Genomic DNA, 15,046 nt, shown 5'->3' with positions numbered 1-15,046 from the left:
GTTGCCGCCGCCGTGAGGCCCGCCAGACCGATGCCGAACGTCGAGCCCGGTGGCGCAATCGTCATGGACGCGGCAGCGCCCGACGATGCGGAAGCTGCTGAGGCAGCGGCCGACGCGGATGAAGCGGACGTAGCGGACGAAGCGGATGCGCCCGCCAGCGAGGTCGTCGGCAGATTCGCGGCAGCCGCCGGCTGAGACGGCGAGAAGAGGAAGCGCGCCCAGTCGGAGCTCAGGTTCCAGTCGCGATTGTTCACCGCGTCGATCTGGAACGGCTTGGGCATGAGCGCATTGTCCAGCCGCATCCGCACGGACGCCTGATACTGCGTGCCAGGCTTCACGACGCCCTTTTCGATCACGCGCCATCCGCTCACATTGCGCACGAGCGCCAGCGCATCGCGCAGTGAACCGAAGCCGAGTTGCAGCCCACCGCTGTTGCTGTTGCCGTTATTGCTCGAGACACGATACTGACGCGTGAGCGGCTGGAACCACAGCCGCACGCTTTGAGACGTATTCACGACCTTCTCGTCGAACCAGTACCAGCGCGAGCGCGTGAGTTCGAAGTCGGTCGTGAAATAAAGAGAGACGCCCCGATTGACGGCGTCCTCGAGACTGCTATTGAGCTCGAATGCAAAGCGCGCGTCGAGCGACCAACCGCCATCGGACGGTTCCAGCCGGGCTTCGCGCACCTGGATTTCGTTGTCGGCACGCGCGGGTGCCGCATAGCCGAGCGCAAGCGCGCACAGCAGCGGCAGCAGGCAGGCCAGTAGCCGTTGGGAGAAGGTCACCGTTTCTGGAAGCGAGCGTAGTAGAAACCGTCATGGGCGCCGCCAGGGGTCATTAGCAATTGCCCGGGAGCGTCCAATCGTACCGCATCTGGGCAAACACGTTCAAACCATTGCGCCTGCTGTTCGTTTTCCGATGGAAAGACGGAGCATGTCGCATAGATCAGCTCGCCGCCCACGGCCAGCGTGTCCCAGAGCGCGAGCAGGATTCGGCGCTGCTCTTCGACCAGCGCCGCGATGTCGGCCTCGCGACGCAACCAGCGAATGTCCGGATGACGGCGCACGATACCGGCTGCCGAGCACGGCACGTCCGCCAGAATGCGATCGAACGGCACGCCGTCCCAGCCGCCACCCGACCATTTCGACGGGTTGCCTGCATCGCCGATACGCACGTCCGCTTCGAGCCCCAGACGTTCGAGGTTTTCGTAGATGCGCGGCACTCGCGTGCGATCCGACTCCAGCGCCGTGACCTGAACGTCGGCCATCTCCAGCAGATGGCCGGTCTTGCCGCCCGGGGCTGCGCAGGCGTCGAGCACGCGCATGCCCGCGCGCGGATGTTCGCCGAGCACCAGCGGCGCGGCGAGCTGCGCACCCGCGTCCTGCACCGAGACCCAACCGTCTGCGAAGCCGGGCAGACGCTCCACCGGCACCGCCTGCTCGAGCCGCAGCGCCACCGGGCCAATCACCTCGGACGCCATGCCCGCTTGCGCCAGACTCGCCTGCATTGCCGCCACGCTGGTGCGACGGGTGTTCACACGCAGCGTCATCGGCCCGCGGCTGTCGCCCGCGGCAAGCAACGTCTCCCATTGGTCGGGATATGCCTCGCGCACGGCGTCGATCCACCAGACGGGATAATTCCAGCGCGCCTCGGGCTGTTTGGCGATCTGCGCCATCAGGTCCTGACGCTCGCGCAGGAAGCGGCGCAGCACCGCATTGGCAAGTCCCTTGGCGGCAGCCGTGCGGCGTTGCGCGGCAATCGCTTCGACCGCCTGATCGACGACGGTAAATTCGGTATAGGCCGCCCCTTCGGGGTCATCTTGCAGCAGCGCGAGCGCACACAGCAGAATGTCGCGCACGCGCGCTTGCAGGGCGGTTTTGACGAGCAGCGCGAGCAACGCACGGCTGCTGCCCAGACGCCGCACCGCGCGGTACGCGAGATCTTGTGAGGCAGCCCGCACGGTCGGAGCGCATTGTGTGGTGGCCTGCGCGAGCGCCTGTGGCAACGCAGTGCCCTTCTGAACGGACTCGAGGGCCTGCGCGGCGCGCTGAAGCGCGTAGGCCAGGGATTCGGTGGGCAGACTCGGTTGCGGCATGGGCTTCTACAAACAAACATGCCCGCACGACGGCGGGCATGGGAGGCTATCGGACGATCGTCGGGCCACAGGATAGCAGACTGACGACCCGGCTTTGCGAGCGTGGCTCGCTCGGTCGGCGAGCGTTGGCTTCGCAAGGAAGTCCGGTGACGCCAGTCCTGTTCAGGGCTTACTCGTAGCGCCCGGTGCGCGCCATTTCCATGAGGCGGGCGATACGCTCCTCGGTCGCCGGGTGGGTGCTGAAGAGATTCTGCAACCCGCCGGCGCGCAGCGGATTCATGATCATCATCTGCGCCGTGGCCGGGTGTTGCTCCGCCGTGTCGAACGGAATGCCCTGCGCGTAACGGTGAATCTTGTCGAGCGCCGCCGCGAGCGCCTGCGGATCGCCGGAGATTTGCGCACCGCCGCGATCCGCCTCGAACTCACGGGCACGCGAGATCGCCATCTGAATCAGCGATGCAGCCAGCGGCGCCAGAATCGCCACGGCAATGCTGGCGATCGGATTGGCCGGACGGCCGTTCTCGTCACGTCCGCCGAAGAACATGGCGAAGTTGGCGAGCGCCGAAATCGCACCGGCCATCGTGGCGGAAATCGTCGAAATCAGAATGTCACGGTGCTTCACATGCGCCAGTTCGTGCGCCATCACCCCGCGCAACTCGCGATCCGAGAGCACACGCAGGATACCGGTCGTTGCCGCGACGGCGGCATTTTCCGGATTGCGGCCGGTCGCGAAGGCGTTCGGGGCGTCCTCGTTGATCAGATACACCTTCGGCATGGGCAGCCCGGCACGCTGCGACAGCTCGCGCACCACGTTGTAGAACTGCGGCGCGCTGGTTTCGTCCACTTGCTGCGCGTTATACATGCGCAGCACCATCTTGTCCGAGAACCAGTACGAAAAGAAATTCATCGCGAGCGCAAACGCCAGCGCGAGCATCATGCCCTGCTTGCCGCCGATCATGCCGCCCACCACCATGAACAACGCGGTGATGGCCGCCATCAGCAGGGTGGTCTTCATCCAATTGAACATGGTGTTCTCCTCTGCAAAATCTTGATGACCTCAGGGAATCACGCACTTTGCGTGTCCTCGGGCGTTAGATGGCGTCGCATGGTGAAAATTCAACGTCCGCGGACTTCGGATTGGACTTTTTTCCGACGTTCAGCGCGATTCCATACGACTTCGATGGCGTTTTACGACATTTTCGCGCTGTTTTGGTGCCCGGAACCTGCATTTCCCAGCGCATTCACCCTGCCGCGCCGGACGTGAATACGTCGCCCTGTGCGAGCGCGAAGCCCGCGAGGAACTCACGCACCGGCAGGCGCTTGCCGCCCGGCTTCTGGCATTCGGTCACGCGTAGTGCGCCGTCACCGCATGCGATCACGATGGCGTCAGCGCTCACTTCCAGCACCGTGCCCGGGGCACTCCCGGGCCGACCGGCGACGGCGCTCGCGCGCCAGAGCTTCACGGGCGTGTCGTGGACGGTGCCCAGTGCCCCGGGGAACGGATCGAACGCCCGAACCTGTCGCGCCAGCGTTTGCGCCGGCTTGCCCCAGTCGAGCACCGCTTCGTGCTTGGCGATCTTTTCGGCGTACGTCACGCCGGCTTCCGGTTGTGCAACGCTCGGCAGATGGCCGTCGCGCGCCAGTTGGCGCAGCGCGTCGACGATCAGCTTGCCGCCCAGCGCCGCCATGCGGTCGTGTAGCGTCGACGTCGTATCTTCCGGGCCGATGGGCTGCGCTTCACGCAGGATCATCGCGCCGGTATCGAGGCCTGCGTCCATCTGCATGATGGTAATGCCGGTCTGCGCATCGCCGGCCTCGATGGCGCGATGGATCGGTGCAGCGCCACGCCAGCGCGGCAACAGCGAGCCGTGGATGTTGAGGCAGCCGTAACGCGGCAGATCGAGCACTTCCTGCGGCAGGATCAGGCCGTAGGCAGCCACGACCATGACATCGGGGGCCAACGCCCGCAGTTGCTCGATGGCCGCGGCGGCGTCTTCCGGATACTTGCCGTTCCGACGCAGCGACGGCGGCTGTGCGACCGGCATGCCGTGCGCCAGTGCGTAGCGCTTGACCGGGCTGGCCTGCAATTTCATGCCGCGTCCGGCAGGACGATCGGGTTGAGTGAGCACCAACTCAACAGAAAAGCCGGCGGCATCGATGGCGGCGAGCGCGGTTTGCGCGAATTCCGGCGTACCGGCAAAAACGATGCGAAGCGTCATGACGAACTTCCTCCTGCTGAACGCTTTAACTTATTTGACGGCAGACGGCACGAATGCGCGGAAGCGCTCGTTCGTATCGCCCGCACGGCCCCCCTGCCAGATCGGGTCCCAACCTTCGGGCACGGTAATCCGTGCATTGGCCTTGTCTAGCACGAGCAGCACGCCGCAGCGCGAGGCGTCCGCCAGACTCGGCAACTGCACCGGGCGGACGTCGATGAAATAGTCGAGCATGCCCCGCTCCGACTCACCCACATTGAACGAGCCGATGCAAGCGCTCGCTGCGGGGGAAGTTGCGCGCGGCACCTTCGCCAGCGCGTCGTGCAGCGCGGCAAACGGCGTGCGGTAGCTGCGCGCTTCGTTGATCCACGGCAACAGCAATGTCGACAGCGTGCCCCAGACGAACATCAGTCCGGCAAAGCCGAAAACGAGCGCGCCGAGCTCCCGGCGACGCACGATGGCGCCGACCCACAATCCTGCAATGACGACTGCGGCGAGCACCAGCCCGGGCGAGAACGGCAGCACGTAATCGAGCGGCAGCCATTTGCCGATCGGCCCGGCCGCGACATGTCCGTTACCCGTCAGCTGCAGGCCCCAGCGCACCCACAGGAACAGGCCGAGCACGCTCATGAGCACGAGCGCCACGCCCGACCATGCCTTCTCAAGCCATGACGGCAAACGCACGCCAGCGCCGAGCACGGCAATGGCGGGGAACAGCGACAACATATAGATATCGCGAATCGCCGACGAGACGACCAGCGTCAACACGAACAGCGCCACGTAGAGCCACAGCATGGCGAGTTCGGGCCGCTCGGTCACGAAGCGTCGCCCCCCGGCTTGCCGCCACTGCGCAACCATGGCGCCGAGCGCCAGCCATCCCGCAGGGAAGGTCAGTCCGAGCAGGCTCGTCACGTCGTTCCAGTACGACTTGCGCTCGCCGCCCAGATGCACGAAGCCAAAAAAGCGGCCGAAGTTGTTATCCCAGAACCATTCGATGAACAGCGGCTGCGACGCGTGCCAGAACAGCACCGGCCAGACGATCAGCCACGGCAGCGCGGCCAGCATCGCCCAGCCCAGCGCCGCCGCGTAGCGGCGCGTGCGGTACGCGGGCAGCATCAGCACGGCCAGCGCCGTGAGCGCCAGCACGCCAGGCACGAGAAGCCCCTTGCTCAGGAACGCGATACCGGCGCCCGTGCCGAACAGCAGCCCCCATTTGCGCGCGCAATTTTCGGATTTGGCCAGACGCGCCAGCGCCGCCAGGGCGAGCGCCGCCCCCGCGAGTTGAGGTATGTCCGCCGTCAGTTTGTGGATGTTCTCGATGGCCCCGAAGCTGCCGACCATGAGCATTGGGGCGAGCCAGTTGAAGGTGTCCCTGCCGTACAGGCGCTGGGCGAGACGGCCGACACAGAGGATCGCGACCACAAGCCACGCCAGCACGGCCAGTTGCGCACCCTGGAAGACGGGCAGCACGCCGGCAGTCAGTCGCGCGAAGATCGCGCCCGACCAATACATGACGGGCGGTTTCTCGACGAACGGGTCAGCGGCCACGCGCGGCACGATCAGATCGTTGCCGCGGAAAAAGTTGAGCACCATGCCGACGGAATACGGCTCGTCGGCTTTCCAGGGATCACGGTCGAACAGACCCGCGAGCACGAACGCGAAAAGCAGTGCGGCGCTCAGCCAGAAGAGCGTGCGGGTGCGAACCGACGACGAGGAGGACGAAGACGACGAAGTGGTGGCGATGGACATCTCGGCAGACAGTCGGGAGTTTGGCCCGACGGCAGACGTTCGAGACGCCCCGTCGCAGCGGCAGAAGGCGGGCCGTGGCCCGCGAGCGCTGCAAGTATAGAGGACTTTACCGGGCGCGCCCAAGCGTGGGCGTCCCCCCGCAGATCAGGCGCGTTCGGCCTGCTTCTTCATCTTCGCCTTGATGCGGTTGCGCTTGAGCGGCGAGAGGTACTCGACGAACACGCGGCCCTTGAGGTGATCCATCTCGTGCTGAATGCACACTGCGAGCAACTCGTCGGCGTCGATGACGAACTTCTCGCCGTTCTCGTTCAACGCTTCGACGCGCACACGATCGGCCCGCTCGACTTCGTCATAGATGCCGGGCACGGAGAGACAACCCTCTTCGTAGACCTTTTGCTCGTCACTGCGCCAGACGATCTTCGGGTTGATGAAGACGCGCAGTTCGTCGCGCGTTTCCGAGAGATCCATCACGATGACTTGCTCGTGGACGTCGACCTGCGTGGCTGCGAGGCCGATGCCGGGGGCGTCGTACATGGTCTCGGCCATGTCCTTGACGAGTTGACGGATCCGGTCGTCGACTTCGGCGACCGGTTTGGCCACTTTGTGCAGACGGGGATCGGGGTACTGAAGAATGGGTAGTAATGCCATGATGAAAACGGGAATTCGCCGCATTGCCTCCTGGGCGCACGCCACCGCACAATCTTGCGATGGCTGATGGGCACGGCGACGATCTCGCCACGTGCACGGCCTGCTCTGGCCCCCCGGTCAATGCTTACCGGATGATGAAAAATTTTAGCATAGCGCTCCCGCCCATGCTGGCGGCGCAAACCCCGCGGCGCACGCCTGACGCCCGTGCTGCGGGTGCCGCAGCCATCTCACCGGCGTCGACCGACGCGAACGAACCGGCCGCGCCGCATGAATCCACACGCCCGGACAGGCCGATCGGCGCATCTCCCGACGAGATCAGGGACTGGCTGCGGTTATGTCATGCGCCGGGAGTGCCGCCTGCGGCCGTGAGACGCCTGCTCGCAACGCTCGGGCCGCCCGGCGCCATCTTCGCCGCGTCGCGCGGCGTATTGACGGAGGTCGTGCCCCGCGAGGTCGTCTCGCGCCTGCTTGCGCGCACGTCGGCCGAACTGGAGACCCAGATCTCCTGCACCCTGGCCTGGGCCAGACAGCCGGGATGCACGGTGCTCACGCTGTCCGAGGCGGCGTACCCGCGGGCACTGCTCACCCTCGGCGACGCGCCGCCCATTCTCTATTGTCGGGGCGATGCCGCACTGATGAACCGTGCACAGGATGCGCGGGACGTCGCAAGCGGCACAGACAGCACGGGTGGCATGGGTGGCAGGGGCGACATTGGCGAAATGGCAGCGGCGCTCGTCGGTAGCCGCCGTGCCACGCCGCAGGGGCGCGAGAACGCCCGGCACTTTGCCCGCGTGCTGGGGGACGCGGGCGTCACTGTCGTGTCAGGCCTTGCCGCCGGCATCGACGCGGCCGCGCACGAAGGGGCACTGGAGACGGCGGGCCGAACCTGCGCGGTAATCGGCACCGGCGCGGACATCGTCTATCCATCCCGCCATCACGCGCTCGCCGAGCGCATTGCCGAGCGCGGCTTGCTGCTCTCGGCGTTCCCGCTGGGCACGCCACCCCGGCCGGAACACTTCCCGCGTCGTAACCGCCTCATTGCCGCGCTCGCCCGATGCACCGTCGTCATCGAGGCCACGACGCACTCCGGGTCGCTCATCACGGCGCGTCTGGCAGGGGAACTGGGGCGTGACGTGCTTGCCGTGCCGGGTTCGATCCACGCCCCGCAAAGCCGGGGCTGTCACGTGCTGATCCGGGACGGCGCCACGCTGGTGACGTCGCCCGAGGATGTCTTCGAGGCGATGGGTATCGCGGATGTCCCGGGTCGCCCCCGGCCGCAGTCCCCGGAAAAGACGGCGGACAGCCCGGCCCGACAGGGCGGCAGACGACGGCGCGGTGCGACCGGGCGCCGCGCTTCTGTCGCCGACACCATCACCGACACTGACACTGACACGACATCGGATCCGGGCGACGAGCCAATCCTTCGCGACCCCAGCCACGAGAACGCCCTCATTGCCCCGGATGTCCTCACCGCCACAAGATCCGCCCCCCCGGAACCCGCCTCAACGGCCGGGCCGCCGCAGGGCACCGCAGCGGTCCTGGAGGCGCTGGGGTATGATCCCGTCAACGCCGACACCCTCTGCGAGCGCTCCGGCCTTGGCATTGCTGCCGTGCTCTCGCAGCTAGGTGCGCTTGAACTCGACGGCCTCGTCGCCCGATTGCCGGGTGGCCGGTTCGCGCGGCTCGATCCCGGGCCGGCGCGCTAATCGGCAGGCGCGAGCCCCGCCCCCAATCCCGGATACCGACATCACCGACACCATGCCCGTTTTCGATCCCGTCGCCGACCGCTCCGCGCTTGCCGCTGCGCTGGCCGGCGGCAACACGCGCCTCGTGGCTTGCCTGTGCGCGGCGTGGTGCGGCACATGCCGCGAGTATGCGCAGACGTTCGAAGCGCTCGCGGCCAGGCATCCGGAGCTGTGTTTCGTCTGGGTGGATATCGAAACACATGCCGATTGGCTGGACGACCACGACATCGAGAATTTCCCGACACTGCTGGTGCAGGACGCCCGACAGTCGCCCGGCCAGGCGCGGTTCTTCGGGCCGGTGCTGCCGGCGATCGGGATTTTGGAGCGGATGCTCGACGCCGACGTGCTGGGCAATGCCGCGGTCGTCGCCCCGGCGCTGCGCGAGCATTTGCTGGCAGAGTGATTCCGCGAATCCCGGCTATCCTGACGCGCCGGACCCGCATCGGCCTCAGGCTGGTCCCGAGTCGGCCCCGCGTCGGCCCCACGTCGGCTCCATGTCGGAATCGCGCCGGTTCGATGCCGGACCGCCCTGCCCTACCGCCGACCGAACCTGCCGGGACCGGCGGCCGGCGGAGTCGGAAGCGCCACCGTGCCACGCCATGGCGCCGCCCGCGCCGCGCCGCGCCCGCGCTTGCCGCCGGCTTGCGACGCGCTTATGATGTGCCGCTTTCAGGCGCGCCTTGTGCCCGATCCGACGGCAACGCCGGATTGGCTATATGTTATAAAGCCAACGAATGTCGCCTGGCGACACCCCCTCAACATTACTTAACGTCATGTCAAAAGCTCTGATCATTGCCGAGAAACCGTCTGTCGCGAATGACATCGCGCGGGCGCTGGGCGGCTTTACCAAGCATGACGAGTACTTCGAGAGCGACGATTACGTCGTCTCGTCGGCGGTTGGCCACCTCGTCGAAATCGGCGCGCCGGAAGACTATGAAGTCAAACGCGGCAAGTGGAGCTTCGCCAACCTTCCCGTGATTCCCCCGCACTTCGACCTCAAGCCGATCGCCAAGAGCGAATCGCGCCTGAAGGTGCTGACCCGCCTGATCAAGCGCAAGGATGTCGACATCCTGATCAACGCCTGTGACGCGGGACGCGAAGGGGAGCTGATTTTCCGCCTGATCGCCCAGCATGCGAAGGCCAAGCAACCGGTCAAGCGTCTGTGGCTTCAGTCGATGACGCCGCAGTCGATTCGCGATGGCTTCAAGCGCCTGCGCAGCGACGACGACATGCTGCCGCTGGCGGATGCCGCACGCAGCCGTGCCGAGGCCGATTGGCTCGTCGGGATCAATGGCACCCGCGCCATGACCGCCTTCAACAGCAAGGGCGGCGGCTTCTTCCTGACGACGGTGGGTCGCGTGCAAACGCCGACGCTGTCGATCGTGGTCGAGCGTGAAGAGAAGATCCGCAAGTTCGTCTCGCGCGACTATTGGGAAGTCAAAGCCGAGTTCGTCGCCGCCGCCGGCTTCTATGAAGGCCGCTGGTTCGATCCGAACTTCAAGCGCAACGAGTTCGATCCCGAGCAGCGTGATTCGCGCCTCTGGAGCGTGGCGGCCGCCGAGTCGGTCGTCGCCGCCGTGCGCGGCAAACACGGGACGGTCACGGAAGAGTCGAAGCCGTCCAGCCAGCTCTCGCCGCTGCTGTTCGACCTGACCAGCCTGCAACGCGAGGCCAACAGCCGCTTCGGCTTCTCCGCGAAGAACACGCTCGGTCTGGCGCAGGCGCTGTACGAAAAACACAAGGTGCTCACGTACCCGCGTACCGATGCCCGCGCGCTGCCCGAAGACTACCTGGCCACCGTTAAAGAGACGATGGCCGTGCTCAAGGAAAGCAATAACTATCATCAGTTCGCCAACCAGATTCTGAACAAGGATTGGGTCAAGCCGAACAAGCGGATCTTCGACAACAGCAAGATCAGCGATCACTTCGCCATCATCCCGACGCTGCAAGCGCCGAAGAACCTCTCCGAGCCGGAACAGAAGCTTTACGACCTCGTGGTCAAGCGCTTCCTGGCAGTGTTCTTCCCCGCTGCCGAGTATCAGGTGACGACCCGCATCACGGAAGTGGTCGGCCATCACTTCAAGACCGAGGGCAAGGTGCTCGTGCAGGCCGGCTGGCTCGCCATCTATGGCAAGGAAGGCGCTGACGACGGCAAGGACGCGAAGGACACCAAGGAAGACCAGCCGAACCTCGTGCCGGTCGCCAAGGACGAAAAGGTCGGCGTGGACAAGGTGGCGGCCGTCGGCCTGCAGACCAAACCGCCCGCCCGCTACAGCGAAGCGACGCTGCTCTCCGCCATGGAAGGCGCGGGCAAGCTCGTCGAGGACGGTGAACTGCGCGAAGCCATGGCCGGCAAAGGTCTGGGCACCCCGGCCACGCGCGCGGCCATCATCGAAGGCCTGCTCACCGAAAAGTACCTCGTGCGCGAAGGCCGCGAGTTGCATCCGACGGCCAAGGCCTTCCAGTTGATGACGCTGTTGCGTGGTCTCGGCGTGGACGAGCTGACGCTGCCGGAACTCACGGGCGAATGGGAGGCCAAGCTGTCGCAAATCGAGCGCGGCGGCCTCAAGCGCGACGAGTTCATGCACGAAATCGCCCAAATGACGCAGACCATCGTCAAGCGCGCGAAAGAATACGACTCCGATACCATCCCGGGCGACTACGCGACGCTCAGCACGCCGTGTCCGCATTGCGGTGGCGTGGTCAAGGAGAACTATCGTCGTTTCGCCTGCACGAACTGCAACTTCTCGATCTCGAAGATTCCGGGCGGACGCCAGTTCGAAATCCCGGAAGTCGAAGAGCTCCTGACGAACAAGACGATCGGGCCGCTCTCGGGCTTTCGCAGCAAGATGGGCCGTCCGTTCTCGGCGATCATCAAGCTCTCGCCCGACGACGAAATGGGCTACAAGCTCGAATTCGACTTCGGTCAGGACAACGGCGACGAGGATGGCGAAGCCCCGGATTTCACGGGTCAGGAGCCGGTCGGCCATTGCCCGAAGTGCAACGGGCGCGTGTTCGAGCACGGCATGCGTTACGTCTGCGAGAACGCCGTGGCGAACCCGAAGACGTGCGACTTCACCTCGGGCAAGGTGATTCTTCAGCAGGAAATCTCGCGTGAGCAGATTCACAAGCTGCTCACCGAGGGCAAGACGGACCTGCTGACGAACTTCAAGTCCTCGCGTACCGGCCGCACGTTCAAGGCCTATCTCGCCAAGCAGAAGGACGGCAAGATCGGCTTCGAATTCGAGGCCAAGGCCCCGAAGAAGACGGCGGCAAAGCCCGGCGCAGACGCGGATGAGGGTGAGGAAAAGGCCGCACCGGCGCGCAAGACGGCGGCAAAGACCGCTGCCGCCAAGGCGCCGGCCAAGAAGGTCGCCGCCAAAAAGACGACGACGAAGGCCAAACCGGCGACCAAGTCGGCCAAGGCAGGCAAGTCGGACGACGCGCCGTTCGATGAGGACGACGCACCGTTCTGACGGTCCGACCAAATCGACTGGATCGACCGAATCGTCGCCTCAAAACATCGAGGCAATGAAAAACGGCCACTTCTTCATGGAAGTGGCCGTTTTGCCATCCGCCCTCCGGAACGTCAAACGGACGTCAAACGGGCATTTCCGTGTTCGACGTCGACGTGGCACCCGACGATGACGACGGCTTGGGCGGCACCCAGCGCTCGGCCGCCGAAATGCTCTCGTTCTGACGGAAATACTCGACCGTCAGATCGATGAAGCCACGCGTCTTCGCCGACAGGTACTTGCGGCTCGGGTAGACGAGCGAGACGTCGATCGGCGTCTGCGAATAATTACGCATGAGCGCAACGAGATCGCCGTCGCGCACATCATTGCCCACGAGATACGACGGCAGGAACGCAATGCCGTGGCCCAGCAACACCGACTGGCGCAACAGCGCCGTGTTGTTGCAGATGAGCTTGTTCTGCACACGAACGCGAACTTCGCCGTCAGGTCCGGCAAACACGCGATCGTCGCTCCAGAACTCGCTCGGCAGGCCCAGCACGCCATGTTCGCCGAGCTCCTGCGGCGTCACCGGCTCGCCGTGCTCGGCAATGTAGGCGGGCGAAGCGCAAAGCATCACGCGGGTCTCGGCCAGTACGCGCGAGATCAGGCTTTCGCTATTGATCATGCGCGTGAGGAGAATCCCGCAGTCGTAACCCTCTTCCACCAGATCGACGGCACGGTCGGTCAGCGTGAGGTCCACCACCACCTTCGGATGCAGTTCCTGATACTTCTTGACGAGCGGCGCGAGGTTGCGCACCCCGAACGAGACGGGGGCAACGACTTTGAGCGTTCCCTTGGGATCGCGAGACGCGCTCGAGATCAGCGCATCGGCCTCGTCGACTTCATCGATGATCTGCCGACAGCGCTCCAGATACACCTGACCGGCGCCGGTCAGCGACAGGCTGCGCGTGGTGCGATTGAGCAAGCGAACGCCGAGATGCGATTCGAGTTCCGCGACGTGCCGCGTCACCACGGCGGCAGACAGGTCCATCTGTGCGGCGGTCCGGGCAAAACTCCCGTTGTCGGCCACTTTGACGAAAACGCGCATCGATTGCAGACGGTCCATGTTGTTTCCAATCGTGATGTGCCGCGTCGTTCCGGCAAAAACGAGTATGGGCGGACCGGCTACGTACCGGCACTGCGGATACCCGCGGACACCGGTCGGACCGCCGTCCCGGCGGTTCCGGGGCGAGCCTCGCGCGTGCCGCCAGGGCTGTCGACACGGCGGGGGACTTCAATTAGGCGCTAGCTTACCGTAGGCCACGAAAATTTGCCTGCCGCGGCAACGATTTTGACGCACGGCTGCCGTGTCGCATGCGCGCGGCAACGCACAAATTCGCCGTCGACGGCGAGTTTTGCGCAATGACACAACGCCTCGTGCCGCCCTCACGCTGCATGCATGCCGCGCGCCGGGTGTTTGACGCAGGTCACGACACGCCGTTCGCGGCGCGGATACAGTCGAATATCACTGACTGTTACACGCCTCGTCATGAATCCCATCCCTATTTTGCCGACGCCTTGCGCCAACGCGCCGGACGATCCGCATGCCGGTCAAACCTGCCAGGGCTGCACGTCACACGCCCCCCGCACATTAGGAAATCACCGCGCCCCGTCAGCATCCAACACGCACGCTGGCGCCACCGCACCCCGCATCCAGCCCGGCGCTCTGCCCATCGACGCGCGGCTACTCAGCCGTTACGACATCAACGGCCCACGCTATACGTCGTATCCCACGGCACTCCAGTTTCGCGACGACTTCGGCGCAAGCGACTACGCACGCGCCGCCGCGCAATCCAAACGCACCGGCAAGCCGGTTTCGCTATACCTGCACGTGCCGTTCTGCGACACGGTGTGCTTCTACTGCGCGTGCACCAAGATCGTCACGAACAACCGCGCGCACGCCGACGCCTACGTAAAACGCCTTCACGCCGAGATCGCGAGGCAAGCGTCGCTGCTTGGCGCGGGCCGCTCGCTCGCGCAGATGCACTGGGGCGGCGGCACCCCGACCTTTCTGTCGCTCGAACAGATCGCGTCGCTCATCGACGCCATCGGTCGTCAGTTCGTCATGTCGCGCGACGACAGCGCCGAATACGCCATCGAGATCGATCCGCGCAGCGCGGGCCCCGCGTCGATCCGTGCGCTGCGCGCGCTCGGCTTCAATCGCCTGTCGATCGGCGTCCAGGATTTCGATCCGCGCGTCCAGGAGGCCATTCACCGCGTGCAGCCACGCGGACTGGTCGAGACAACGCTCGACGCGGCGCGCAGTTGCGGGTTCAAGTCGGTGAATTTCGATCTGATCTATGGATTGCCGCATCAAACGCCCGAATCGTTCTCCAACACCCTCGACGCCGTGATCGAGATGGCGCCCGAGCGCTTGTCGGTGTTCAGCTACGCGCACTTGCCGCAGCAGTTCAAGATGCAACGGTGCCTGCCCGACACGCTGCCGGACGGACCGCAAAAAACCGCGCTGCTCCAGACGATCGTCGCGCGGCTCACGGCCGCCGGTTATGTCTACATCGGCATGGATCACTTTGCGCGCCCCGACGACGAACTCGCCCTCGCTCAGGCGGCCGGTACGCTGCATCGCAATTTCCAGGGCTACAGCACGCGCGCCGATTGCGATCTCATCGGTGTCGGCATGTCGGCCATCGGACGTATCGGCGACAGCTATGCCCAAAACGCCAAGACACTGAAAACGTATTACGACGCCATCGACGCGGGCGGTCTCGCCATTACGCGCGGCGTGCGGCTCAGCGAGGACGACCACATCCGGCGCGACGTCATCTCACGCCTGATGTGCCATATGGCGCTCGACTTCAGCACCATCGAGCAGGCGCACGACATCGACTTCGTCGCGTACTTTGCGAACGAGTTGGGGGAATTGGCCGATCTGGTGGCAGACGGCCTCGTCGCCCTCGATGCGCATGGCCTGCGCGTCCTGCCGCCCGGACGGTTGCTGGTGCGTGTCGTCGCGCAGGTATTCGACGCCTATCGTCGCAGTGCGGCCAACGCGCGGTGCGCAAAGGTCATGTGACCGGACGACGGGACCATGACGACGGGACGACAACGCGTCGCCAT

At 65.2% G+C, this 15,046-nt stretch carries 10 protein-coding genes and 1 pseudogene; 4 read left to right on the top strand and 7 right to left on the bottom strand.

Going from position 1 to position 15,046, the window contains the following annotated elements; genetic code table 11:
- Positions 1–185 precede the first annotated feature (185 nt).
- The 6 genes and pseudogenes from UC34_RS00830 to def form a co-directional block, all read right to left on the bottom strand.
- Positions 186–785: pseudogene (locus UC34_RS00830) on the bottom strand (DUF4390 domain-containing protein); the annotation flags it as partial.
- Positions 782–2,095 (bottom strand): 16S rRNA (cytosine(967)-C(5))-methyltransferase RsmB, encoded by a 1,314-nt coding sequence (gene rsmB, locus UC34_RS00825; protein WP_044453287.1) that lies wholly within the window; start codon positions 2,093–2,095, stop codon positions 782–784. The pseudogene UC34_RS00830 and the gene rsmB, both read right to left, overlap by 4 nt.
- A 169-nt stretch (positions 2,096–2,264) precedes the next feature.
- Positions 2,265–3,122: a zinc metalloprotease HtpX gene (htpX, locus tag UC34_RS00820; RefSeq protein WP_044453286.1), complete on the bottom strand. Its 858-nt coding sequence runs from the start codon at positions 3,120–3,122 to the stop codon at positions 2,265–2,267.
- A 214-nt stretch (positions 3,123–3,336) separates the two neighbouring features.
- Complete coding sequence (gene fmt, locus UC34_RS00815; protein WP_044453285.1) at positions 3,337–4,314, bottom strand: methionyl-tRNA formyltransferase; 978 nt, start codon at positions 4,312–4,314, stop codon at positions 3,337–3,339.
- 30 nt (positions 4,315–4,344) lie between these two features.
- On the bottom strand, positions 4,345–6,060 hold the full coding sequence (locus tag UC34_RS00810) for an ArnT family glycosyltransferase (RefSeq protein WP_052810850.1): 1,716 nt from the start codon (positions 6,058–6,060) through the stop codon (positions 4,345–4,347).
- Between the two features lie 144 nt (positions 6,061–6,204).
- Positions 6,205–6,708, bottom strand: coding sequence for a peptide deformylase (gene def / locus UC34_RS00805; protein ID WP_044457577.1), 504 nt, complete (start codon positions 6,706–6,708; stop codon positions 6,205–6,207).
- A 131-nt stretch (positions 6,709–6,839) separates the two neighbouring features.
- Between def and dprA the strand changes: the two genes are divergently transcribed.
- The 3 genes from dprA (at position 6,840) to UC34_RS00790 (ending at position 11,929) form a co-directional block, all read left to right on the top strand.
- A complete protein-coding gene (gene dprA / locus UC34_RS00800; protein ID WP_167370625.1) occupies positions 6,840–8,414 on the top strand; it encodes a DNA-processing protein DprA in 1,575 nt (524 codons plus the stop codon).
- A gap of 52 nt (positions 8,415–8,466) precedes the next feature.
- Complete coding sequence (locus tag UC34_RS00795) at positions 8,467–8,856, top strand: thioredoxin family protein (protein WP_044453284.1); 390 nt, start codon at positions 8,467–8,469, stop codon at positions 8,854–8,856.
- Between the two features lie 370 nt (positions 8,857–9,226).
- Positions 9,227–11,929 carry a DNA topoisomerase III gene (locus UC34_RS00790; RefSeq protein ID WP_044453283.1) on the top strand — a complete coding sequence of 901 codons (2,703 nt, stop codon included), beginning with the start codon at positions 9,227–9,229 and terminating at the stop codon, positions 11,927–11,929.
- A gap of 124 nt (positions 11,930–12,053) precedes the next feature.
- Here the strand turns inward: UC34_RS00790 and UC34_RS00785 are convergent, their stop codons facing one another.
- The gene (locus tag UC34_RS00785) at positions 12,054–13,034 is read right to left on the bottom strand and encodes a LysR family transcriptional regulator (protein ID WP_044453282.1); all 981 of its coding nucleotides are present in this window, start codon (positions 13,032–13,034) and stop codon (positions 12,054–12,056) included.
- Between the two features lie 333 nt (positions 13,035–13,367).
- On the opposite strand from UC34_RS00785, the gene hemN reads away from it, so the two are divergent.
- The gene (gene hemN, locus UC34_RS00780) at positions 13,368–15,002 is read left to right on the top strand and encodes an oxygen-independent coproporphyrinogen III oxidase (protein WP_237165207.1); all 1,635 of its coding nucleotides are present in this window, start codon (positions 13,368–13,370) and stop codon (positions 15,000–15,002) included.
- The last annotated feature ends 44 nt before the right edge of the window (positions 15,003–15,046 follow it).

Source organism: Pandoraea vervacti (assembly GCF_000934605.2).
Lineage (GTDB): Bacteria > Pseudomonadota > Gammaproteobacteria > Burkholderiales > Burkholderiaceae > Pandoraea > Pandoraea vervacti.
The sequence above is the reverse complement of the archived record's forward strand: the minus strand, read 5'-3'. Positions and strand labels throughout refer to the sequence as shown.

Excerpts from the sequence above, each read along its gene's own strand:
- fmt (WP_044453285.1), bottom strand. The coding sequence starts at position 4,314 with ATGACGCTTCGCATCGTTTTTGCCGGTACGCCGGAATTCGCGCAAACC.
- dprA (WP_167370625.1), top strand. The coding sequence starts at position 6,840 with ATGATGAAAAATTTTAGCATAGCGCTCCCGCCCATGCTGGCGGCGCAA.
- UC34_RS00785 (WP_044453282.1), bottom strand. The coding sequence starts at position 13,034 with ATGGACCGTCTGCAATCGATGCGCGTTTTCGTCAAAGTGGCCGACAAC.
- UC34_RS00810 (WP_052810850.1), bottom strand. The coding sequence starts at position 6,060 with ATGTCCATCGCCACCACTTCGTCGTCTTCGTCCTCCTCGTCGTCGGTT.
- htpX (WP_044453286.1), bottom strand. The coding sequence starts at position 3,122 with ATGTTCAATTGGATGAAGACCACCCTGCTGATGGCGGCCATCACCGCG.
- UC34_RS00790 (WP_044453283.1), top strand. The coding sequence starts at position 9,227 with ATGTCAAAAGCTCTGATCATTGCCGAGAAACCGTCTGTCGCGAATGAC.
- def (WP_044457577.1), bottom strand. The coding sequence starts at position 6,708 with ATGGCATTACTACCCATTCTTCAGTACCCCGATCCCCGTCTGCACAAA.
- hemN (WP_237165207.1), top strand. The coding sequence starts at position 13,368 with ATGCCGCGCGCCGGGTGTTTGACGCAGGTCACGACACGCCGTTCGCGG.
- UC34_RS00795 (WP_044453284.1), top strand. The coding sequence starts at position 8,467 with ATGCCCGTTTTCGATCCCGTCGCCGACCGCTCCGCGCTTGCCGCTGCG.
- rsmB (WP_044453287.1), bottom strand. The coding sequence starts at position 2,095 with ATGCCGCAACCGAGTCTGCCCACCGAATCCCTGGCCTACGCGCTTCAG.